The following is a 22,102-nucleotide window of genomic DNA, read 5'->3' as shown; positions in this document are numbered from 1 at the left end:
CCAAGCGCGCAGAAAGGCGGTCTACCATGTTGAAATATCCGCTGTTGTTCCTGATTATCGCGATCATCGCGGGGATTTTCGGATTCGCTGGCATCGTGCATGCCGCCGCCGGAATCGCCAAAGTGCTGTTCGTGCTGTTCCTGATCCTGTTCGTCGCTTCCTTCTTCATGGGACGACGGAGCAAATCGAACGTCTAACCCGCTTGCTGAAAAACCGCAAGCAGAATGAACGGCGAGCCGGGCTAATGGCCCAGGCTCGCTTTTTCTTATTCGACGTTCGCCCCTCTGCCCTCTGCCCTCTGGCAGGAAAGATTGTTTCAGTTCCGCCCCTATGGGCAAAGTAAAGGGTGGACATCCCATTTCCGAAAGGAGCCAATCACACCATGACATCCTCTTCCAGCTCTCAAGGACAAAAGCCGACCATGCCGCCCCAACATCAGGATCGGCAGCCCGGCATCGAAAGCGAAATGCATCCCGAACCGGTCGCGGTTGACCAAGGCTATAAAGGCAGCGGCAAGCTGAAAGGCAAGGTCGCGCTCATCACCGGCGGAGACAGCGGCATCGGCCGCGCCGCCGCCGTCGCCTTCGCCGCGGAAGGCGCCAAGGTCGCCATCTCCTACCTCAACGAGCACGGTGATGCCGAGGAAACGCAGCGGCTCGTGAAGGAACAAGGCGGCGAATGCTTTCTCTACCCCGGCGATATCGGCGACGAGGCCTTCTGCAAGAAGCTCGTGGACGACGTCGTGAAGCAGTTCGGCAGCCTGCATGTACTCGTCAACAACGCGGCGGAGCAGCATCCGCAGAAGAGCATCGCGGACATTACCGCCGAGCAGCTCGAGCGGACCTTCCGCACCAACATCTTCGCCATGTTCTATCTCGTCAAAGCCGCCTTGCCCCATCTGAACAAGGGGGCGTCGATTATCAATACCACCTCGGTCACCGCTTACCAGGGCAGCCCACAGTTGCTCGACTATTCGTCGACCAAGGGAGCCATTTCGGCCTTCACCTACTCCCTCTCCGGCAATCTGGTCGAGCAGGGCATCCGCGTGAACGCCGTTGCCCCGGGCCCGATCTGGACGCCGCTGATCCCGTCGACCTTCGACGAGAAGCGCACCTCGGAACACGGCGCAAGCGTGCCGATGAAGCGCCCCGGCCAGCCGGAAGAGCTGGCTCCCGCCTATGTGTTCCTGGCCTCGGAGGACTCCTCCTACATCACCGGCCAGGTGATCCACATCAACGGCGGCACCGTGGTACACGGGTAAGCCCCGCAAACCGCAGCCGCTTTGAATTTTGAGATGACAAGAACCCCCGCAGCCAAACGGCCGTCTAACTCCCTTAGGAGCGAAGCGATCGTTTGGGCTGGGGGGTTCTTTATTTTATCGGAGGTTGTTCTTTGGTCTGTAAAACTTTCACGCTTTTTAAACATCAAACGCCAATGTTCGACATTAACTCTTATGGACTATCCATTCATTTTTGGTATATGATTCAAGATAAACATTTTCATGTTATTTTATGTTTCATAGAGGAGGAGAAAGATGAAAAAGAGAGTCCTTTTATTCCTGCTATGCATCATGATGATTGCCCCATTCACGGTATCTGCTGCAACAAACTCAAAGACAACTTATACATACGATTCTTCGGGAAGATTAATTCGCCAGGTTATTACCAACCCAGATCAGATTGTACTCTATCGTTATGACAATAAAGGTCGCTTGTTATCGAAGAAGATAGACAGAGCATACCCCTCAACCCCTACCGCTTCCTTAACCAGTTTTGATGCCTACACCTTTAGCGTATCTTGGACCTCTTCATCCGATGATCGCGGCATAGAAGGGTACGAATATATCATAAACCCAAGCGGTAGAACCGGTCTGACATCCCCCAATCAAACCTCTCTCAAAATTGACGGCCTTAATGCCGATACGACCTACACGTTTCAGGTGAGGTCCAAGGATATTGCAGGACGCTACTCCCCCTATAGCACCCTATCGATTAAAACCTGGCCCGCAGACCCTGGAAAGCCCTCCACCCCCTCTTTGACGGTCGGAATTGACGGATCAACTGCCAATCTGTCTTGGACCGCCTCTACCGATACCTATGGAATTAAAGAATACAGCATCCTCCTTGACGGAGTTGAAATTGCTCGCACAGCGAATCGGACTTATTCGATCCCTAACCTTATATGGGAGAGAACCTATTCCGTCAAAGTCCTTGCGATCAATATCCGGGGAGCAGGTTCGGACCCTGCGGTTGGACAAATCTATGCAATTGAACCCGGCAAGATTCTCTATTCCACTAGCCAGACGCTTGTTACATGGAACTCGACCAATGCCCGTATTGTAAAGTATCACGTCAAACTGAGTTGGAGTGCTCCTGAGAACCATATTGGAGGCTATCAACCCTCAACATCCATAGATACCATGATTACAGATAAGTCTATAGAAGCCCCCACTCTTCCATACAACGAGCGTGGATACACGACTGTTAACGGATTAATTGAAGGTCTTGACAGCTCTGGCAACGTCATTGCAACAACAGGCAGCTTTTCCTTCAAGATATACAGTGCAGGAAGTCCAGGAGGCGTGTCCTAAAGTTGTACTTCTCATTTTTTAAATTTATAACAAAGGGTGATCCTATGAAAAAGATCATAAGCCTAATCATGATCCTGGTTCTGCTGACTACAGGATCCATATCCGGACTTGCCGAGTCAAACTCTTCAACCACAAATGGCCCTTCAGCCATAAACATAACCGGATCTGGTGATTCTTCTTCAACCTCTGCGAAGCGCGAGTACATCATCAAATACAAAGATATCACCAAGGGAAAAAGCAGGCTTCGACAGCAGCACATGACCATTCAGGCCAAAGCTGAACCACGGCATCTTCCGTTCGTTACGGTTCAAGCGACCTCTGATGAAGCGGCGGCCCTGGCCAAAGATAGTAATGTAGCGTATATCGAGGAAAACCATCCCATCTTCATGTCCTCGGATGGCATAAGCTATAACTTATCTCAACTCCATGTACCGGAGGCTCAACAAAGTGGAGCCCGAGGAACCGGCGTTAAAGTTGCTGTTTTTGATACCGGCGTGACCACCATATCCGGCCTTTCTATCGTTGGCGGAATTTCTTTTGTAGCCGACGAATCGGAACTTAGCGACCAAAACGGACATGGAACGGCTGTTGCCAGCATTATAGGCGCTCAGAATCCGGTTGATATGACTGGAGTTGCACCGGGAGTCGAATTGTACGCCGTAAAGGTGCTGAATAAGGAAGGACAAGGCAGTTACAGCCAAGTTATCTCCGCTCTTGACTGGGCCATCGACAATAAGATGGACATCATCTCCATGAGCTTTAGCGGGTCGGCTGATTCTCAGCTGCTGCGCGAGGCCGTTGATACCGCTGCTCAAGCGGGGATCCTGCTCGTTGCAGCTAGCGGCAACGGCGGTGGAGAAACTGGGTACCCAGCCAAATACGATTCCGTTCTGTCCGTCAGCGCTACCGATGAACAAAACCGAATCGCTGCTTTTTCCAATCGAGGCAAAATTGACGTGGCCGCACCAGGAAACAATATCCCGGTTCTCGCCTTGGACGGTTCTCTTATCTCGATGAGCGGAACGTCTATGGCGGCCCCTCATGCAGTTGGAATTGCCGCCTTGCTAAAAGAGCGCAATCCCGGTCTATCGGGCCAGGATATGAAGGCTTGGCTGAAGGACACCGCCATTCGTCTTGGGAGAGTGGACCAATACGGTTATGGGCTAGTTGACGCGCAACGTGTTCTTGCTCATGAAGTAGACCCTACGCCGCCAGCTCAAGCTTCCGCGGAGCAATGGTCTACAGCTGCAGCGTTCCTTACCGTTCCCGATGCAGTGTACAATACGGTTTACGACTCAGTATATGGGGCTGTATATGATTCTCCCGACACCCTCCTTTTCAAGATTGCCGGTCAGACACCGGACGCTCAGCAACTGAATGCAATCAAGAACAATAACTTAAAGGTGGATTCCGCCCCCTTTTCCATAGCGGAAAATCAGGAATCGGTGTCCACTTTATCCGGCGGCATCACCTTGCATGACAACGATCTTACCTTGCCGGGACGAAATGGGTTGTCCTTTACCTTGAGCCGTACCTATTGCAGTGACAGCTCTCAACTATACGATTCGGATGTGGAGCCGCTTCTCTTCGGAGCATGGGTGGTTAACTTCACTGCAACCATGTACGATGAACGATCCTTGGACAAACAGGAGGTTTACGTAAATCCTAACTCAATTATCACTGGAAACCTTCAGTATAACGTTCAGAACCTGCCTAATGGTGAATTGAACAACATGATGGATGCTACAAACTACGCAAATTATCTTAATGGACAGGCCGGAAAGACCTGGAGGCTGGGGTGGTCAGGTCCAGATGAATATGGATTCTACACGCGCAAGGTAATTGAATTTCCGCAAAGCATGAACGCTCAGCCCGTACCCGTAAATATCTCGGATTTGTACATGTGGAGAACTCGGGCCATGGATAAAACCGACGAGGAAAAACGTTTCCCCATCGGCAAAGGCTGGTCGTGGGATATTCCCTATATTAAAACCCAACGGGACAAGTCCTATTTAAGCCTTCCTGGCAAGGGAACCTATGAAATTCGCGGTAACAGCCTAGTCGGGTATCCGTGGAAGGACCTGGCTCTACGTTACGACAGTTCAGTAACAGTTGACGGGCGTCAATCCAATATCGCGGTCAACACCTTAACAGGGACGACCTACTACTTTTCATCTGGTAATCTGATCCAAATATCAGACGCCTATCAGAATGCAATCACCTTCCGATATAGCAATGTGGAGCCGTATGGAACGGTCCTTTCCTCCATCACCGATGCCATCAAAAATTCGATAACCATTACGTATTCGACAGATAAGGTTTCCTTGGTAAGCGGAGACCGCACGGTGACCTATTCCAAGTCGAAATATTCGAGAACCAACGGAGTTCCGCCCTACCAACAGCTTGATACGGACGTTCTGGACGCTGTAACGGATGCCCAAGGGCGGACGACCCGCTACTCCTATTCTGCCAAAGATGCCGAGGCCAATATTAAGGATTCCGGTTTTTTTGTTAAAGGAAAGAACCCTTATTTATTGCTGTATAATGTGTCTTATCCTACGCAGGCAAGCACCAGCTATGCTTACGAGCCCCAACCGGTAACCCGCGCTCTCGGTAACGGAGCCACCAACCAATTCTATCGGCTGAGCACTCGATACGACTATGCCAGCGGGCAATATAACCTAAAGCAGTACACCTATAAAGACCCCAATGGCAATGATACGGATATGGGAAAGGTCTATGAGAGCATCGATCACTTCTATGTGAACGTCAACGATAATTTAAAGACCACCGTCTACGATAATAAGAAAACGTTCATCGACGAGGATACTCCTGCAACCTATTACACGAATCAAGTCACAGAAAAGGCAGACAATATCCGAAAACAGACTGTCTATGTCTACGACATGGCCAGGCGTTTGCCGATTCCCAACGATGTAACAACCACCACCTTTGTCGGGGACACAACAGCCTCCACAGTAAGTACATCTACGCGATACGATGATTACGGCAATGTGATTAGCTATACTGACCCGCTTGGGACGTCCACTTATACGACGGACGCGAATCATTTCATTAACTCTGCTACAACACCAGTAAAAGGATTAACTACTCGCTACATGGATATTACCAGAGATAAGAGCGGTCGAGTTATCAAACAAACGACTCGAAAATTTAATGCAACCGGCGCAATCATGGCACAGGTTGAATACTCGAACCCGGACGACTATGGCAACTATAGAATTATCACTCAAAAGGATGACGGACGAGATAACATCCTTACGGTCGAATACGGATCGGAGTACCTAGGAGCTTTTCCAACGGTCCAGAGTATGCAGGTCACTGATGTAAATGGAGCAACTAGCACGATCCGACAAACGGCGAGTTATTACGCGACTTCAGGACTCTTGCGCAGCATTACGGATGCACGGGGACAGACCACGACATACAGCTATGACAAACTGGGCCGAATTACCGCCGCACAATTCCAAGATAATAATAGTCGAACTTGGACCTATCTCGATTCAGCTAACCTGATTTCGTCTAAAGACGAAGCCGGCTACGAAACTTATACCCGCTGGAATCCGCTCGGTTGGAAGATCGAGGAAGGATATAAGGGGATTGTTCCATCCGGAAATATCCTATCCATCAATGGAACGAACTACACTTGGATGAACCAATATGGCTACGACGCTTGGGGAAGAATGAGTTGGAGTCAGGATGCCTTGCAACAAAGGACGTCCTATCTGTACGACTCATGGGGAAGAATAAATACAACCACCACAAATGTAAATAATGCACAAACCAAGATTAGCTATGATGACTTGGCCCTCACTGTTACAACTCAGGATCCCGAGAAAAAGTATAGCCTCATTCAACAACTGGACCCGATGGGCCGGGTCATTGAAACCCGAGAGTCGGGAACCAGCACGAATGAGCGGCATACCTATAGCTATAATTCTCTGGGGAATGTTATTCAACAGATCGATTACCCCAGCACCGCAACCAGTAACAAGACCTTGTACGATTACGATGTGATGGGGCGGCTCATTAGCGTTACACAGCCTGCTATCCCAACAGAAACGACCAGTTATCAATATACTTTGGCAGGAAATTTGAAGAGTGTTTCTTATCCGGATGGGAAGAGCATTCAATATGCATATGATAAGGCCGGAAGGCAAATCAGCCGACAGCAGCCCGGCTCTCCACTGGAAAAATCCTTCTATGACGGCAACGGAAACTTGATTATGGCTATTGACAAAAATGGAACGGAAACCACGTACAATTATGATAACCGTGATCGACTATGGAAACGAATCAGTCCAGATGAAACGGTTACTTATCTGTATGACCCGGCAGGGCGTCGATCGTCCATGTCTGATAATACCGGAACCACCGGCTATGCTTATGTTCCCATTACCGGGCAGTTGATGAGTGTCACCTTCCCTGACCAGAAGAAGCTCAGCTACTCCTACAACAAGCTGGGCCTGAGGGAAAAGACAACTGATCCGTTCGGATATGTTCAGTATATTGGGTATGACAGCCGCAATCGGATAAGTGGAATCGGTCCTGCGTTGAATAATCCAGATATCACCTATTCCTATTATGACAACGACACATTAAGAACGATAAGCCGCCGAAACGGACTGAACAGCCTCTTAACCTATGATGGACCTAGACTTAATGCCTTGACTAATGGTGCAGTAGGTAACTATACGTATAATTACGACGGCAATAGCAATATCACCGGAATCAGCGAAAACGGAACATCGTCAAGCTACAGCTATGACGGGGTAAATCGCATCAAAGGCAGCTCGCTGAACGGCGAAACGTATTTTTATGACAATCGTGGCAACCGCTCCTCTTTGGATAGCAGCCTGGCATCGGCCATTAAGGGTGCCGACTATGAATATGATAGTCAGGATCGGCTTAAGAAGGCAGTTACCGAAGATGGTAAAACCGTCACGTACGCCTATAACGGGGACGGCCTACTCGTAAGCCGAACGGAGAATGGAGTAACCAAGCGTTACTATTACGATGGCAGCGTGATCGTAGCTGAAGGAAACGTAAGCGGAAGTACAGTGAGCTTTGGTGCCCGTTATTTGTATGGAGCTGAAGGGTTATCTATGATGCAAACAGCAGGCGGGGCTTCGTACTACTACCTGAAGAATGGCCATGGAGATGTCACGGCGTTAACGAATAGTGGCGGTACAGTGGTCAACAAGTATGCTTACGATCTCTGGGGTAACCCGCAGACGACGCAGGAGACCGTGGCGAACCCGTTCCGTTATTCGGGAGAATATTGGGATGCGAGTACCAATCTGCAGTATCTGCGGGCGCGTTGGTACGATCCGAGCATGGGAAGGTTTCTTTCTGAGGATACGTATGAAGGGCAAATTGATAATCCGCTGAGCTTGAATTTGTATACGTATGTGGAGAATAATCCGTTGACTCGGATTGATCCTAGTGGGCATCTGTTCATGGTTGATGATCAGTCGGGACACCAGAGCGAAGTGTTTATGCCAGAAGGAGGGGGCGGTGGAGGAGGATACAAAGCTCCTTCTACAACGGAACCTCCCGTTACAAGGTTTACCAAAATCACAAACTCTATAAGGGGCTTTTTTAATCGCATTTTCCGTGGTGCAAGTAGAGCTACTGAGGGCGCAGGTAATACTATAGCTTCAAGAAATCTAGGTGACTTGCCGAATAATGTAGAAGCCTCTTATAATCAATACAATAAATCCGGCTGGAAAGGAAATATCGCAGGGCAAACCAAAGGAACAAAGGCAGGAGGAACATATGAAAATAGTAACGGTGCTCTTCCGAAAACAGACTCGGCAGGAAATCCTATAACCTATAGGGAATTTGATGTAAATAACAAGGTGACGGGGCAAACCCGCGATGCAGAGAGATTTGTTGTTGGTTCAGATGGGTCAGTTTATTATACTGATAGTCACTACGGGGATATATCAAGTCCAACTGGTTTGCCGAGTTTCGTTAAACTAAAATAGGGGTACGTATCCATGGGAAACCAATTAATTTGTATTTCAAGCACTCAAATGGTCAATAAAAAAAAAGATTTATGTAATGATACTTCAATGTATGTCGCCGAGATAGACGGAAAAAAGGTTCAAGTGCTACATGACTATTTGAAAACCATGTCGGAAGTGTTTCATTTCCCATTTCCTTCGCGCAGCTTAGATAGTTACTATGATTGGATGAAGGATTTAGATTGGCTTGATAAGAATGGCTATGTGTTAATTGTAAATAATTTTAATTCATTTTTAAGTCAGGATTTAGCGACAAGGGAATTGGTTATTGAGGGTTTTGAAAAAATTATTCTTCCATTTTGGCAGGAAAACGTGATGAAAGAAGTTGTGGAAGGACAGGCCAAATTGTTTATTGTTTATTTGGTGGACTGATTCATACGCTCGTAACCTTGACTGGCTAAAAACCTTTCAAGGTTCCTTTTTTAGAGGGGATGACAAATTAACTAACTATTCGCCAATAATGCATCTAACCCATGTAATACCCGCATAAAGATTTCTCGAAATCGATTCTCTTTGGTCAAGGTTTTAATGAATCGGCCTATGACGAACTGCCGACTTCAATAATAAATACCTATCCTAGAAAATCGGCACCTTGATCCAAATCATCTTTCCGGATAAAAACATTCAAGTGGAATAGATATAAACCGCTTATGGATTTGATCACGGTCAGCACATTCCTCAAATATCAACAAACATGCAATTGGCTGATGTCAATCTTTTGCCGCGCCAACAAGCCGCCGGTGTGGGGGAATTTTCCCTCAGCGGCGGCTTGTACTTTCTTGGCATCTTGCTTCATCCGATCCTACCATTCGGAAGGTATCCTTTACACATAGTTCAACCCTTTCTCATAAGGCAACGGCACGGGCAGCAGTCCGGCCAGCTCGCGGCGGAAATCGGCGTCGAGCGAGGACATGCCGTCCGGGTCGAAGAACAGCGACACCAGCTCTTCGCCGCTGATCTCGGCCGTTCGGCCGCCCAGGTACAGGGTAGCTCCGCCCTCGGGCAGCCCTCTCAGGCTAAAGTCAATGGCATAGTGCGCCTGCGTCTCCATGAGGTACGGCATGAGCTGGCCGACGAGCCGCTCGGGGTTCAGGATCTTCACCGTGTGACGGTCCGCCTCCGGCTTCACCTCTTCCGACAGCGGCCGCAGCGCCGCCGCCAGCTCCCGGTCGTGCCACGGCAGCGGGACCGTCAGCCGGGCGAGGCCGAAGCGGCCCACGGATTCGGCGATGAGCATGCTAGCCGCGTCCGGATCGCCGCCCCATTCGATGAGGCGGGCCGGCTTAGCTCGGTCGGCGGGGTCATGCGGCACGCCGATCACGGCAAAGGCCAGCGGCAGCCCGCCGCGCTCGGCGAGCACCACCCGGTGGCTCAAACCGAGGATGCTCGCCCAGGCCTTCGCCTCAAGCAGCACCGCCAGCTCGGCGAGCGAGGCATCGTGCCGCACCCGCCGGGCCGAGGCCAACCGGTGGAGGTGAAACCAATCCTCCGCCGCCAGTTCCCGGCAGGCCGCGCCGTCCGGGCAGACGCCGCCTTCTCCGATGGAGGCGGGCGTCAGCTCGAACAGGTCGGAGCGGCCGTAAGGGTGACACCCCGCCCGGCGGTACAGGCCGCGCCCGCCGGAGACGAGCAGCAGCGCCGCGCCCGCCCGGTCGGCGTGGGCGATGACCTTCTCCAGCAGGGACGACGCATAGTTTCGTCCCCGGTATTCCTCGGCGGTGCAGACCGACCCAAGCTGCATGGCGTGGACGGACGCCGAGCCCAGCTTCACCACGGTGGGCACGAGGCCCATGAACGCCGCCAGCCGGCCGTCCTCGAATACGCCGTAGGACTGGCCGAGCTCCGGCGAGAAGACCTGCGGAAAGGCCGTCCCCATCGAGCTTTGCTCCGGGGACCGGAAGGTTCGGTTCGACAGGCGAACCGCCTCGTCCCGCTCTTCCCGGCCGATGATGCGAATTTCTGCCATGGAGCCTCACTCCCTTTTATCCGTCGTTTGCCGCTATTATAGCATGCCGAAGCAGGGCTTGGCCCGCTCTCCTCCCGGAAAGGGCGGAGTCCGGATCAATTGGGAAGGAATTCCTGTATTGGATGTGGAATAGATACGGATCGCTAATCAGAGAGGAAGTTTTCATCCATGTCCGTTGTCCGTTACCAGCTTCGCAAGCTGGCGCTCCTGCTGGCTTCCGCTGCGCTTCTCTTCGCTTTCCCTCTCTCCCCCGCGGCGTATGCCGATGCATCCGCTCCCTACGGGGTCTCGTCGAGCCTCGCGCCGGTGATCGGCAAAGTCTCGCCGTCCGTCGTGGCCATCATCGGCAAACCGTCCGTTACGGAGGACGGTGCGACCGCAAGCCGATACGACCTCATCCACGGCACCGGCGTTGTCGTCCGGCCAAACGGCTCCATCCTGACCAATGCGCATGTGGTCAAAGACATGAAGACCTTAACCGTTGTCACCTACGAAGGCAAATCCTATCCCGCGACGGTGACCCACTACGACGAGGAAAGCGATCTGGCGCTGGTCAAAATCAACGAAACCAACCTGACGGCGGCGGTTTTTGCCAATCCGGCGGATATCCACGTCGGCGACAGCGTCATCGCCATCGGCACGCCGATCAGCTTCGCCCTGCGGAATTCCGTGACCACCGGCATCGTCAGCGGCATGGACCGCACGGTCAATTCGAAGTATCAGCTCCTGCAGACCGACGCCGCGATCAATCCCGGCAACAGCGGCGGCCCCCTGCTCAACCTGAACGGGGAAGTCATCGGCATCAACACGCTCAAATACACGGACGTCGGGGTGGACAGCCTCGGCTTCGCCATTCCGGCGGATACCGTCCAATATGTGCTGAACCAGTTCTTCGCCTACGGCAAGGTCAAGCACCCGACGCTCGGACTCGAGCTGGAGGAAAGCTGGGAGGCGGTCGTCGGCCTGCCCACGCAGCAAGCCCTGACCGTCTCCTATGTGGAGCCGGACTCCTCCGCCGCCAAAGCCGGTATTGTCGAGGGAGACGGACTGCTCTCCCTGGACGGCAAACCGGCGGACACGCTCGTCGGCGTGAATGAGCTGCTCAAGCAGTACCTCCCCGGCCAAAGCGTTACGCTGCAGCTCCAACGGGGCAAAACGGTCAGCGAGAAGACCGTCACCCTGGGAGAAGACGACAACGGCACCTCCTGGAGCGCCGGAACGGACAGCCCCTCGCTCGATTCCGACGCCGGCAAGACCCGAATCGGCGACAGCCAGAACGGCTGGTCGATGAAGTACCCCTCCGGGCTCGTGCTGCTGAACGATTACCGGACCGACGACGGCGTTACCTTCAGCGATGCCAAAGGCGAGTACCTGATCGACATCAGCGTCGCCAAGCAGCAGAGCTCGGACATGTCGGAGGGCGCGCTGCTTCGCAAGCTGTCCTCGGCGTCGCAGTACGGAACCGTCTATGAGCGCAAGTACGTAGCGGATGCCGCCTATCCCTACGCCCTCCTCGTCGGCAAGCCGCTGGAAGGCGCCTACTACCAGGCCCGGGCTTATCGGAAGGAGGACAAAATCTATTTCGTCACCCTCTACGTGGATGCCGGAGATACGACGGCAAGCCGGACCAAGCTGGGCAGCTATGTCGAGCTGCTGGGCAGCTTCAAACCGGTCTTCGACCGCACCGATTCGGCCCTGAAGGACATCGGCAAAGCCGCCAAGACCCAGTTGGTCGCCAGCGATTACGGAATCTCCTTCGACATTCCCTCCGACTGGTCGGAAACGCCGCTCCCGGGCAAGCTCTATTATTCGAACAGCGACGACAGCAAAAGCCTGACCGTTACGGTCAGCTCTGCCGCTTCCGGAGATACGGCCGCAGCTTGGGCGAAACGCGAGGAGGACCGCTTCAAGCAAAGCTACGCCGCCAAGTATCGGACCGTGTCGGGCGTGACCGAGGCCAAGCTTGGGGGGAGTTCCGCTCTCGCCGAGACCTTTGCCTCGACCATGGGCGACAAGTGGACCGTGGACCAGCGCTACTACCTCCTGAAGGACAAATACAAGTACCTGCTCTCCTTCACCTACCCGAAGGAAGCCGCCACGGAAATGACTGCGCTGGTAAAAGACTTGGCCGCGACGGTGAAGGTAGACAAGGAGCTCATGAGCGCCTCCGTCGGCCAGATCCTGGACGAGGACGACCTGCTCGACCCGGCGCGTACCATGACCTATGCCAATACCAAGTACGGGTACAGCCTCAAGGTTCCGGAGCTGTGGTGGACCGACCTGTCCGGCAAGGCCAAGGATGCCAAGACCGTTCAGTTCTCCTTCACCGGCGGCGGCTTCCGCGTGGAAGCGCGGCCCGACACCAAGTGGGCCGACGCGGTCAAGACCGAGGACAGCGAGCAGCGCAAAGCGAAGAACGCGGATTCCGATTACGCATATGCGTCGTCCAAGATCACGCTGTTTGGGGCGGAGGCGCGGAAATACACCGCATCCGGTAAATCGAAGGGCATTCCTTACGGAATGACCGAATACGTCTTCGCCAAGCAGGGAACCGCCTTCGTGGTCAAGCTGACGATGAACGACGCCGTGCGCACGCCGGAGAACGAGAAGCGGCTGGCGGACCTCTTCGCCTCGCTCCGGCTTACCCGCTGACCCGGATATCTGGATTGCCGGAAAAGGATGCCAAGGAAGCAGGACCCCGCAGCAGTTTGACATCGCCCGCCAGAATCGGTACCTTGGAGATATCTTATGGTTAGCAAGGCCGCATCCCGACGCAGGCAAAGGAGTCCGAACCCATGCAATTCATCCGTTATGAAAGCTTCCGGCAGTACCTCAAGCTGTACCCGATCACTTCTCTCTTGATCGCGGCCAATGTGGTGATGTTCATCGTCCTGACCTTTTACGGCTCGTCCACCTCGGTGCCGACTCTGCTTCACTTCGGCGCGATGTACAAGCTGGACGCCGCTTCCGCCGCCTCGCTCGGCCTCCCGGCCGCACCGGCGATCTGGCGCTTCTTCGCCGCCGTCTTCCTGCACAGCGGACCGTATCACCTGCTGTTCAACATGTTCAACCTGCTCGTCTTCGCCCCGCCGCTGGAACGGACGATCGGGTCGCTCCGCTACCTGTTCTTCTATGTGCTGGCCGGGGTATGCGGCAACCTCGCCTCGTACCTGCTGCACGGGGACATCTTCTTCGGCGTCGGCGCATCGGGCGCCATCTACGGCATCTATGCCGCTTACCTGTACATGAGCTTCTTCGGCGCCCGCCGGCTCGACCCGAGCTCGAAGCAGACCGTCATCACGATTGTCGCCATCGGCGTGGTCTACTCCATCGCCGTTCCCGGCATCGACATCTACGCCCACCTGGGCGGCTTGATCGGCGGCTTCCTGCTCATGGCGCTGCTGGCGCGGCGGCCGCACCGGAATGCCTGAACTTAGCGTCCGCCTTATAGAAAAACCCTCCCGAGGCAACCGAAGTCACTGATAAAATCGCCGCTTTCATGCGGATCAGTGGTTTCGGTAACCGGGAGGGTTTTTCTGTTTGTCGTCAGGGTTCGGTCCGGGCGGCGGCAGCCTCGGCCCGAAGCGGGATTTGCATGCCCCTCTCCGTGAGCTGGACGTGCTCCGGCAGCGGGTACGCCTGCCGCACATCCACGCCGTGGGACATGTGGGTGAAATAAAGCCGGCGCGGCCGGATCTCCTCCGCCAGGGCAAGCGCCTCTGTCATGTCATAGACCGACCGCGTGTGAAAGTCGAATTCTTCCTTGTAATAGCTCGTCCCGATGACGAGGAGGTCCAGCTCGGTCATAAACGCCTTTTCCTCCGGCCCGAGGTTGATCGAATCGGGGCAGTAGACGAAGGCGAATCCGGGCTTGTCGAACCGGTAGGCGTAGGCGTATCCGTTCTTGCCGTGGCAAACCTTCTTCGTGCGGATGACCCATTCCCCGAATCGGACGCCATTATCCGCCTCCTGATACGTTAGCTGCCTTTCCAGCCAGGGATACCGGTCGCGGACCTGGACGAGCACCTCTTGAGGCGCGTACAAGAGCCCGCGCTCTCCGGTCCACCGGCAGCAGTCGGCCCATTCGGGCAAGCCGGCCATGTGGTCGAAGTGGGCATGCGTCAGGAGAGCGACGGGCATGCTCCGCTTGCCGAGCGCCTCCATCTGGGCCGCCCAGTCCGGGCCGATGTCGATCCACAGCCCGCCTGCCGCCGTCTCCAGATAAGCGGCCGAGCGTAAACGGCGGTTGCGTCCGGTATCCCGGGCCTCCGCGCAGACAGCGCACTCGCAGTAGACCCGCGGGACGCCCATGGAGTCCCCGTTGCCGAGAATGTGCAGGCGATCGGTCATGCCTTCCATCAGTCCCACCACAGATGAAGGTCGCGATGGTCCTTCAGGTAGTCGGTCAGATGCTCCAACGACCCGACGCCTTGATCGACGAGGTCGGGACAGAAGGCGTACAGCTCCTCCGCGAACGCCTGAACGTCGGACGGCTGCTTCTTCAGCTCAAAGCCGACCGAATCGGTCTGGGCGGCGTAGATGCGAAGGCCGTAGCGCCGGTCCAGCTCCTTCAGCTTGGTGACGATGTCTTCGGTCGACAGGTCGTAGTTGGCGGCATCCGTCTGGGCCAGGCGGAGGATATCGAAGGGCGTCTCGCCGCGGGCGATCACGACCTCGACGCCCTGGACTCCCTCCTCCTGGGACCGGGTTGTCCCGATAAACGCCACGAGCTCCCCGTCCAGCCGCTCCTGCAGCGCATCCACCCAGCCGCGGGCGGATTCCTCGTCGGCCAGCACCGATTGCGCTTGGGGGAACTTGCGCCGACCGAAGTCGAAGGTCATGTAGGGGCGAGGCGGCGTGCCGGCCAGCTTCTCCAGCGCCCTTCCCGCTTCCCACAGGGAATGAATGCGGTCCTGACCCAGCACTTCTTCCGGATTGACATAGACGGGAAGCGGAGACGGCGCATCCAGCTCCTCTTCGAACTCTTCGGCGCGCCCGGAGTCGATGCCCGCCTCGGAGGAGGCGGCCGCGACCGGCTCCGTCACAGGAGATTCCGCCGCTTGCGCTTCCGGCTCGAACGCCGGCTCAACCGGATCGGCCGCTTCGTCGGCAGCCGGTCCCTTCGGCTCCGGCTCCGCTCCGGCCTCGGGCACATACAGCTCCTTGCTTGCGCTGAGCCGGGCCATTTCCGATTCCTGGTCCGATTCCGCGCTCAGGTTCGGCGTCCACCGGACCGGAACGATCGGCTGCTTGCCCTGCGGCGCCGGAGGCGTTTTCTTTTTCTTCCTCGATTTTTTCTTGCGCGTCTGATTTGTGATGAGAATATACACCAAGGCCAGTGCCACTCCCAAGAGCAACCACATGCGTCATTCACTCCCCGTTTCTCGATAAGCCTGGTCGTTTGTTCACTTTTTCCATTATAGCATAGCCCCAAAAGCCAAACGACAAAAAAACCGCGCAGCGGGCCTCCCGGGGAAGGTCCGACACGCGGCAAAGCTTTGCTTCCATTACGGCTTAGAGGGGCGTAACGGGGTATGAGAAGAAGGCGTGCTGCAGCTGGATGCCGAGGGGCAGCTGTCGCCCAGCGAACAGCCGGAGCATTTGCCTTCCTTGCTCTTAATGACATGACGGCGAATCGTCCAGCCGGCATAGCCAAAGACGGCGACGCCAAATACGATGCTGAATACCATGAGGATTCCCTTCCTTTCCCGTCCGGCCCTTGAGCCGGAGCGGCTAACGAATCAACCTAACCCGAGCAGCTTGCCGCCCTGATAGATCACGAGCGAAATGAGGTATGCGGTGGCCAAGGGATAGAGGACGGAGAACCAGGTCCATTTGACGGAATTCACTTCTTTGCGAATGATGCCGACCGTAGCCATGCAGGGAATGTACAGCAGGATGAACGACATGAAGCTAAGCGCTTGAAGCGCGGTGAAATGGCCCATCAGCACACCGCCGAGTCCGGAATCGGATACGGAGTAGATGATCGTCATCGTGGAGACGACGACTTCCTTGGCGGCAAAGCCGGTGATGAGCGAGGCTCCCGATTGCCACGTGCCGAAACCGAGCGGATGGAACAAGGGAGCGATGACGCCGCCGATCATGGCGAGGAAGCTGTCGTCCATCGGGACGTCGATTCCGCCGGGGCCGGTGTACGAGAGCAGCCAGATCAGGATCGAGCCGGCGAAGATGAACGTACCGGCTTTGCGCAGGAAGCCCTTGCCCTTCTCCCAGGTGCTGCGGCCGAGCGTCTGCCACTGCGGAATCCGGTAAGGCGGCAGTTCGACAACGAACATCGAGCCGCCCTCCTGCTTGAGGATCGTCGACGAGAACACTTTGGCCAGGACGAGCGCCACGACGATGCCGAGCAGGTAAAGGGAGAAGATGACCAGGCTCTGCTGGCCGGCAAAGAACGCTCCGGCGAACAGCACATAGACCGGCAGACGGGCCGAGCAGGACATGAGCGGCGTGAGCAGAATGGTCAGGAGCCGCTCGTTCGGCCGCTCGATGGAGCGGGCCGCCATGACGCCGGGAACGTTGCAGCCGAAGCCGATGATCATCGGAATGAAGGCTTTGCCGTTCAGGCCGATGCCTTCCATCAGCTTATCCATGACCGTCGCAATCCGGGCCATATAGCCCGAATCCTCGACGAAGGAGATGATCAGGAACAGGATGAAGATCTGCGGAACGAAGACGATGACGCCGCCCACGCCGGCGATGATGCCGTCGAGAATGCAGGCCCGGATGAAGGCGGTGGCGTTCACCTGATCGAGGAAGGCCGTCGTCCAATCGGTCAGCGGTCCGGAGATAAAACCGTCCAGCAGGTCGGACAAGGGATTGCCCAGCCATTCGAAGGTCAGCCGGAAGGTCAGGAACATGAAGAACAGGAAGATCGGAATCCCCAGGAACTTGTTGGTGACGATCCGGTCGATCCGGTCGGAAAAGGTCAGCTCGCTCGTTTTGGTGCGGGTGACCGCCTGGTCGAGAATGCCCGCGATCACTTCGGCCCGGCGTTGCCGAATGGCTTGGGGCAATAATTGAATGCCGGTCTTTTGAGCCGAGCCCTGCTCGGTTTTGCGGTACAAGTCCTGGAGCCAGTCTTTATCGACGTACTTTTCCAGATACGCTTGCACGACTTCGTTGCCCTCGAAGAACTGAATGGCCAGCCAGCGTTTGTTGGCCTCGAGCCCCTCGGGCAGCTTATGCCCCAGAACGTCGATGGCGTCCTCGATTTTGTAACCGTAATCGATCTTGAACGGAAAGGCCGGTTCGCTGTCCTCGCCCATCACCCGGTGGAGCAGCTCCTCCACGCCTTTGCCTGTCCGGGCGACGACCGGCGAAACGGGAACGCCGAGCAGCGAGCCCAGCTTATTGATATCGATATTCATTCCCTGTTGACTGGCGACGTCGACCATATTCAGGCCGATCACCATCGGTTTGCCGAACTCCAGCAGCTGGATCGACAGGTTGAGGTTTCGTTCCAATTGGGAGGCGTCCACAACGTTCAGAATCAGGTTGAACGATTCATGAAGCAGGAAGTTGGCCGTGACTCCTTCGTCTTTGGACAGGGGGTTGACAGAATAAATGCCGGGGAGATCGATGAGGTAGCCCTGCTTGTTCTTGAGCAGGCCGACCTTCTTCTCGATGGTCACTCCGGTCCAGTTGCCGACATATTCGTAAGAGCCGGTCAGAATATTGAAGAGGGAGCTTTTCCCCGTATTCGGGTTCCCGGCGAGCGCAATCTGCATCATGCCGCTTCCACCCAAATCTGCGCCGCTTCTCTCTTGCGGATGGCGATTCGTTGACCGCAGGCTTCAATGGTATAAGGGCCTCCGAACGGCAGCGTCTTCTTGATCTGAACGACGGTGCCTTCCATTATTCCCAGGTCGATCAGCCGGCGGCGTACCAGACGGTTCATCTCGGAAAGGCTGGTAATACGGACTCTATCGCCCACGGAAATCTGAGTTAAGTTCATCGCCATCATCCTCTTTGCTGCAGAATGGGTATTGATAATGATTATCATTGGCCTAATTATATAACAGAAAATCCGGGTTTGAAACGATTTTTTTGCCTTTTTCTGTTACAATCGCATGGACAAATTGTGTTTTTTTCATGAAACCTTCATTAACTTGTGATTTAATTCACTTTCATTTCGGAAAAGCTCTCCATTCTCCCTGATTCAACCGCTTACAAAACGGGTAAATGGAAGTCTACGTCTATTTTGAGGAGGTACCGCGAAGATGGACAAGCCCTTTGAAGAGTTGTCGCGTCGGAAGCCAGCCACTCCGCAACCGGACGGCCGCTTGAGGAATTTCGTCGAGGAGGTCAGCGGCACGGCATCCAGCCGCCACGCCTTCCTGGAACCCCGAAGCGGCAAGAACCGCCTGATCGATGAACAGAACAAGCTGATCGACAAACAGAATTTGCGCAAATGAGCCGACCGTTCCGATGATAAAAGGAGCTGTCCCCGGGCATCCGAGATGACCCGAGGCAGCTCCTTTGCGTTATGGGCGGGAAGTACGGATTGCTCCATGCCAAACGTCCGGCGGATTGCCGCCCTATCCTCTCCCGCTATCCAAGACCCTATCTCCTGCCACTGGTCGCCATGGGCTTGCCCCGCGTCTTAGACCTCCAACAGCTTGGGCGCCCGCGCCTGATTGGTTTGATGGACGCTGTCATAGAGGAACTTGATCGCCCGGTTCATATATTCCTGCTGGTGATATTTATAGATGAACTCGTGCTGCCCGTCGGGAATGAGCCACAGCTCGGTGCCGGGATAACCCTTCTGCTCCTCATAGAAGGCCTCGACGCTTGCAACCGGGGCGACCTTGTCCTGCTCCCCGTGGACGAGGAAGAGCGGCATGGCGTACTTGGTGCTCCTCACCTGCTGGATGGGCACCTGCTTCAGGCTGTACCCCGTGTAGAGCGGCGACAGCAGGTTCAGCATGAACAGGGACGGCACCCGGGGCAGGCGGGTAATCCGCTGCTTGATATTCTGATAGACGGCGTTGGAATCGAGGATGAAGGTGCTGTCCAGGATCATTCCGTTGATATCGTCCGGGTCCTGCAAAGCCGTCTGCAGCGCCGTACCGGCTCCCATGGAGAAGCCCCAGATATAAATCTGATCGTCTCCCAGCTCCTTCGCCAAACGGACGGCGCCCCCCAGCTCGGAGGATTCCTGGATGCCTCCGGTCACGTAGTGCTCCGGGCGGACGAAGCTGTAATCGAACATGAGCACGTTAAAACCGTTCTGATGAAGCGCATTGGCGATCTGGTACAGCGGAATCCACGGCTCCTCGCGGTTGCCGCCGTATCCGTGCGAGAGGATCACGGTGTTCCGCGAAGCCCCCGGGATATACCAGCCGTCCACCCGAGTCTTGCCGTTGACGCTGGGAAATTCGACATCGCTGTAGGGGAGGCCGATGGCCTGCCAGGGGTTGGAGCTTAGACCCGGCACCGGCGGCTTCTGCAGCCGGTACAGAATGTAAGCATAGAAGCCGATCATCGCACCGGATGCGAGAATCGCGACGGTGAGCAGGAGAGAGAGCAGCAGCCTCCAACGCCGGAGCAGCCAAGTGGGGCGGCGAAGGGCGGGCGCCTCCATGAATGCGCTTCCATCCATCGGTGCCGGGAAAACGCTGAACGTGATTTCCGGTGTGCTCATGTCTCTCATCCTTTCTCTTGCCGGTCCCGTGTCTTCCCTGCTGCTCGCGCTATCCGGGACCTCGGTCGGACAAACCCGGGACGAATCGCCCGGTAAATTATCTGAATATTCTAAAGCTTACTTCCATTGTAGTAGGTTTTGTCGAATTTGTGGTTAACGCCGATTTACGATTCCATTACAATTCGATTACATGCCAAAAGGGCTCCGCCCGCATCCCGCGGGGTATAGATACGGCGGGATTGGGAAAAGTGGGAAGGGTACGGCCGAATTCACCGCCGAGAGAGGTTGCCGCCCATGAGACTTTTTTCCCGTTCCTTCCGGTTCTGCTCCGAGCATGCCGTCGCTCTCGCTGCGCTGGCGGCCTGTGCCCTCCTGCTCCTACCCGCGCCCGTGATTGGGATTGCCGACAACGGCGATTTCGCCCGTGTCATGGGTGCGGGGGGCCTGGAATACGCCGACCGGGCCGAGCCTTGGAACGACCGCTATTTCCGCTACAGCCACCATCAATACGCCTACGGCCGCTTCGGTACGGGCGGCTACGGCTCGTCGCAGCTGCCCCTCCTGTTCGCGGCCGGAAGCCTGTCCCGGCTGTTTGCCGGACGCTTCGACATCCGGCTGCTGTCCATGCTCTACGCCCTGCTCTTGGCCGCCGCGCTGTATACGCTCATGAAGGCCGCCAAGACCGGCTCCCGCTGGGTCAACGGCCTGCTCGCCGCGGCGCTCGCTCTGGTCTTCCTGGACATCGGCTACCTGGCGTATTTCAACTCGCTCTACGGCGAGCCTGCCGCCATGATCTTCTTCCTCCTTACGGCGGCGCTGGGGCTGAGAGCCGCCCGGGCGGAGGACGGCTCGCCGCGGCCGCTCCTCCGGTTCTATGCGGCGGCAGCCGCGCTTGCCTGCGCCAAGCTGCAGTACGCGCCGATCGGCCTCGCCTTCGCCCTCTTCGGGCTGCGCCTGCGTCAGGCGAGTCCGGCCCGGCCGTGGCGGCGGACCGCCGCGGCGGGTGCGGCGGCGCTGTTCCTGCTATCCGCGGGGATGGTCGCCGCCGCGCCTTCCGGCCTCAAGGAGATCAACCTGTACCAGACGGTATTCTACGGCGTCCTGAAGGATTCACCGACGCCCGGAAGCGACCTGACGGCACTCGGCTTGAAGAAGGAGCTGGCGGTGCTGGCGGGCACCAACTATTTTCAGAAGGATGTGCCCATTCCGAAGAATGACCCGCGGCTCACCGAGGGCTTGTATCCGAACATCAGCCACCTCGATATCCTCCGCTTCTACGCGGCCCGTCCCGGGCGGCTCGTGCAGAAGCTGGAGCGGGCTGCCGCGAACGGCATGTACATCCGCCCCTATTACCTGGGCAACTACGAGAAGGCGGTCGGCCAGCCGCCCGGCGCCCTCGCGCATCGCTTCAGCGCTTGGAGCGAATTCAAGCGCGCGGTCCTGCCGCACCGGCTTACCGTCGTCCTGCTCGTGTTCGCGGCTTATCTCGGGCTCGCCGCTTCCGCGCTTCTCCGTCCGGCCGATGCCGCCGCGAAGCGCAGCGCCGAAATGCATCTCGGCATCGCCGCCGCAGGGGGCCTTGCCTTCCTCGTTCCCATCCTGGGCGACGGGGAAGCGGATCTGGCGAAGCATCTCTTCCTGTTCAACGTCTGCTTCGACTGGATGGCCGTCTATGCCGGCGTTCTTCTCTTCGTGCGGCTCGGCGCATTCGCCCGCAGGCTTCACGCGCGAATGCTCGGCTGAGTGCCGAATCCCCCCTATGAACGCGCACGGCAAAAAACCGCTTCTCCCCGTCCGTCTTCACGAACGCGGAAAGCGGTTTCGATTTTTTC

Annotated in this window: 16 protein-coding genes; 9 read left to right on the top strand and 7 right to left on the bottom strand. The window is 55.9% G+C overall.

Annotated features, from left to right (window positions below; all coding sequences use genetic code 11):
* Positions 1–26: 26 nt before the first annotated feature.
* The 5 genes from ACSEXS_RS14645 to ACSEXS_RS14625 all read left to right on the top strand — a co-directional run bounded on the left by ACSEXS_RS14645 (position 27) and on the right by ACSEXS_RS14625 (position 9,012).
* Positions 27–197, top strand: a complete 171-nt coding sequence (locus ACSEXS_RS14645) for a DUF1328 family protein (RefSeq protein ID WP_438433978.1) — start codon at positions 27–29, stop codon at positions 195–197.
* Positions 198–382: 185 nt separating this feature from the next.
* Positions 383–1,261, top strand: a complete 879-nt coding sequence (locus ACSEXS_RS14640; protein WP_438433977.1) for an SDR family oxidoreductase — start codon at positions 383–385, stop codon at positions 1,259–1,261.
* A 273-nt stretch (positions 1,262–1,534) separates the two neighbouring features.
* Positions 1,535–2,590, top strand: coding sequence for a fibronectin type III domain-containing protein (locus tag ACSEXS_RS14635; RefSeq protein ID WP_438433976.1), 1,056 nt, complete (start codon positions 1,535–1,537; stop codon positions 2,588–2,590).
* Positions 2,591–2,634: 44 nt separating this feature from the next.
* Positions 2,635–8,601: a S8 family serine peptidase gene (locus ACSEXS_RS14630; RefSeq protein ID WP_438433975.1), complete on the top strand. Its 5,967-nt coding sequence runs from the start codon at positions 2,635–2,637 to the stop codon at positions 8,599–8,601.
* Between the two features lie 12 nt (positions 8,602–8,613).
* A complete protein-coding gene (locus ACSEXS_RS14625) occupies positions 8,614–9,012 on the top strand; it encodes a barstar family protein (RefSeq protein ID WP_438433974.1) in 399 nt (132 codons plus the stop codon).
* Positions 9,013–9,463: 451 nt separating this feature from the next.
* Here ACSEXS_RS14625 and ACSEXS_RS14620 read toward each other — a convergent pair whose 3' ends face one another.
* A complete protein-coding gene (locus ACSEXS_RS14620) occupies positions 9,464–10,606 on the bottom strand; it encodes a GNAT family N-acetyltransferase (RefSeq protein ID WP_438433973.1) in 1,143 nt (380 codons plus the stop codon).
* Between the two features lie 168 nt (positions 10,607–10,774).
* Here ACSEXS_RS14620 and ACSEXS_RS14615 point away from each other — a divergent pair, with 168 nt between their 5' ends.
* On the top strand, positions 10,775–13,258 hold the full coding sequence (locus ACSEXS_RS14615; protein WP_438433972.1) for a S1C family serine protease: 2,484 nt from the start codon (positions 10,775–10,777) through the stop codon (positions 13,256–13,258).
* Positions 13,259–13,401: 143 nt separating this feature from the next.
* Positions 13,402–14,037 (top strand): rhomboid family intramembrane serine protease, encoded by a 636-nt coding sequence (locus ACSEXS_RS14610; protein ID WP_438433971.1) that lies wholly within the window; start codon positions 13,402–13,404, stop codon positions 14,035–14,037.
* Between the two features lie 115 nt (positions 14,038–14,152).
* Here the strand turns inward: ACSEXS_RS14610 and ACSEXS_RS14605 are convergent, their stop codons facing one another.
* The 5 genes from ACSEXS_RS14605 to ACSEXS_RS14585 all read right to left on the bottom strand — a co-directional run bounded on the left by ACSEXS_RS14605 (position 14,153) and on the right by ACSEXS_RS14585 (position 18,581).
* A complete protein-coding gene (locus ACSEXS_RS14605; RefSeq protein ID WP_438433970.1) occupies positions 14,153–14,965 on the bottom strand; it encodes an MBL fold metallo-hydrolase in 813 nt (270 codons plus the stop codon).
* On the bottom strand, positions 14,965–15,969 hold the full coding sequence (locus tag ACSEXS_RS14600) for a DUF4253 domain-containing protein (RefSeq protein WP_438433969.1): 1,005 nt from the start codon (positions 15,967–15,969) through the stop codon (positions 14,965–14,967). Before ACSEXS_RS14600 ends, ACSEXS_RS14605 begins: the two co-directional genes overlap by 1 nt.
* A 144-nt stretch (positions 15,970–16,113) precedes the next feature.
* The gene (locus ACSEXS_RS14595; RefSeq protein ID WP_438433968.1) at positions 16,114–16,296 is read right to left on the bottom strand and encodes a FeoB-associated Cys-rich membrane protein; all 183 of its coding nucleotides are present in this window, start codon (positions 16,294–16,296) and stop codon (positions 16,114–16,116) included.
* 51 nt (positions 16,297–16,347) lie between these two features.
* Positions 16,348–18,357 carry a ferrous iron transport protein B gene (gene feoB / locus ACSEXS_RS14590; RefSeq protein WP_438433967.1) on the bottom strand — a complete coding sequence of 670 codons (2,010 nt, stop codon included), beginning with the start codon at positions 18,355–18,357 and terminating at the stop codon, positions 16,348–16,350.
* The gene (locus ACSEXS_RS14585; RefSeq protein ID WP_438433966.1) at positions 18,354–18,581 is read right to left on the bottom strand and encodes a FeoA family protein; all 228 of its coding nucleotides are present in this window, start codon (positions 18,579–18,581) and stop codon (positions 18,354–18,356) included. The genes feoB and ACSEXS_RS14585 overlap by 4 nt, the downstream gene beginning before the upstream one ends.
* A 265-nt stretch (positions 18,582–18,846) precedes the next feature.
* Between ACSEXS_RS14585 and ACSEXS_RS14580 the strand changes: the two genes are divergently transcribed.
* Positions 18,847–19,041 (top strand): hypothetical protein, encoded by a 195-nt coding sequence (locus ACSEXS_RS14580; protein ID WP_438433965.1) that lies wholly within the window; start codon positions 18,847–18,849, stop codon positions 19,039–19,041.
* 188 nt (positions 19,042–19,229) lie between these two features.
* On the opposite strand, the gene ACSEXS_RS14575 is transcribed toward ACSEXS_RS14580, so the two are convergent.
* A complete protein-coding gene (locus ACSEXS_RS14575; RefSeq protein ID WP_438433964.1) occupies positions 19,230–20,270 on the bottom strand; it encodes an alpha/beta hydrolase in 1,041 nt (346 codons plus the stop codon).
* Between the two features lie 294 nt (positions 20,271–20,564).
* On the opposite strand from ACSEXS_RS14575, the gene wsfD reads away from it, so the two are divergent.
* Positions 20,565–22,013 (top strand): glycan biosynthesis hexose transferase WsfD, encoded by a 1,449-nt coding sequence (wsfD, locus tag ACSEXS_RS14570; RefSeq protein WP_438433963.1) that lies wholly within the window; start codon positions 20,565–20,567, stop codon positions 22,011–22,013.
* Positions 22,014–22,102 lie beyond the last annotated feature (89 nt).

This window comes from Gorillibacterium terrae, from assembly GCF_051594785.1.
Classification (GTDB): domain Bacteria; phylum Bacillota; class Bacilli; order Paenibacillales; family NBRC-103111; genus Gorillibacterium.
The sequence above is the reverse complement of the archived record's forward strand: the minus strand, read 5'-3'. Positions and strand labels throughout refer to the sequence as shown.

Excerpts from the sequence above, each read along its gene's own strand:
- ACSEXS_RS14575 (WP_438433964.1), bottom strand. The coding sequence starts at position 20,270 with ATGAGCACACCGGAAATCACGTTCAGCGTTTTCCCGGCACCGATGGAT.
- ACSEXS_RS14585 (WP_438433966.1), bottom strand. The coding sequence starts at position 18,581 with ATGAACTTAACTCAGATTTCCGTGGGCGATAGAGTCCGTATTACCAGC.
- ACSEXS_RS14615 (WP_438433972.1), top strand. The coding sequence starts at position 10,775 with ATGTCCGTTGTCCGTTACCAGCTTCGCAAGCTGGCGCTCCTGCTGGCT.
- ACSEXS_RS14630 (WP_438433975.1), top strand. The coding sequence starts at position 2,635 with ATGAAAAAGATCATAAGCCTAATCATGATCCTGGTTCTGCTGACTACA.
- wsfD (WP_438433963.1), top strand. The coding sequence starts at position 20,565 with ATGAGACTTTTTTCCCGTTCCTTCCGGTTCTGCTCCGAGCATGCCGTC.
- ACSEXS_RS14635 (WP_438433976.1), top strand. The coding sequence starts at position 1,535 with ATGAAAAAGAGAGTCCTTTTATTCCTGCTATGCATCATGATGATTGCC.
- ACSEXS_RS14595 (WP_438433968.1), bottom strand. The coding sequence starts at position 16,296 with ATGGTATTCAGCATCGTATTTGGCGTCGCCGTCTTTGGCTATGCCGGC.
- ACSEXS_RS14625 (WP_438433974.1), top strand. The coding sequence starts at position 8,614 with ATGGGAAACCAATTAATTTGTATTTCAAGCACTCAAATGGTCAATAAA.
- ACSEXS_RS14580 (WP_438433965.1), top strand. The coding sequence starts at position 18,847 with ATGGACAAGCCCTTTGAAGAGTTGTCGCGTCGGAAGCCAGCCACTCCG.
- ACSEXS_RS14645 (WP_438433978.1), top strand. The coding sequence starts at position 27 with ATGTTGAAATATCCGCTGTTGTTCCTGATTATCGCGATCATCGCGGGG.
- ACSEXS_RS14600 (WP_438433969.1), bottom strand. The coding sequence starts at position 15,969 with ATGTGGTTGCTCTTGGGAGTGGCACTGGCCTTGGTGTATATTCTCATC.
- ACSEXS_RS14620 (WP_438433973.1), bottom strand. The coding sequence starts at position 10,606 with ATGGCAGAAATTCGCATCATCGGCCGGGAAGAGCGGGACGAGGCGGTT.
- ACSEXS_RS14640 (WP_438433977.1), top strand. The coding sequence starts at position 383 with ATGACATCCTCTTCCAGCTCTCAAGGACAAAAGCCGACCATGCCGCCC.
- ACSEXS_RS14610 (WP_438433971.1), top strand. The coding sequence starts at position 13,402 with ATGCAATTCATCCGTTATGAAAGCTTCCGGCAGTACCTCAAGCTGTAC.
- feoB (WP_438433967.1), bottom strand. The coding sequence starts at position 18,357 with ATGATGCAGATTGCGCTCGCCGGGAACCCGAATACGGGGAAAAGCTCC.
- ACSEXS_RS14605 (WP_438433970.1), bottom strand. The coding sequence starts at position 14,965 with ATGGAAGGCATGACCGATCGCCTGCACATTCTCGGCAACGGGGACTCC.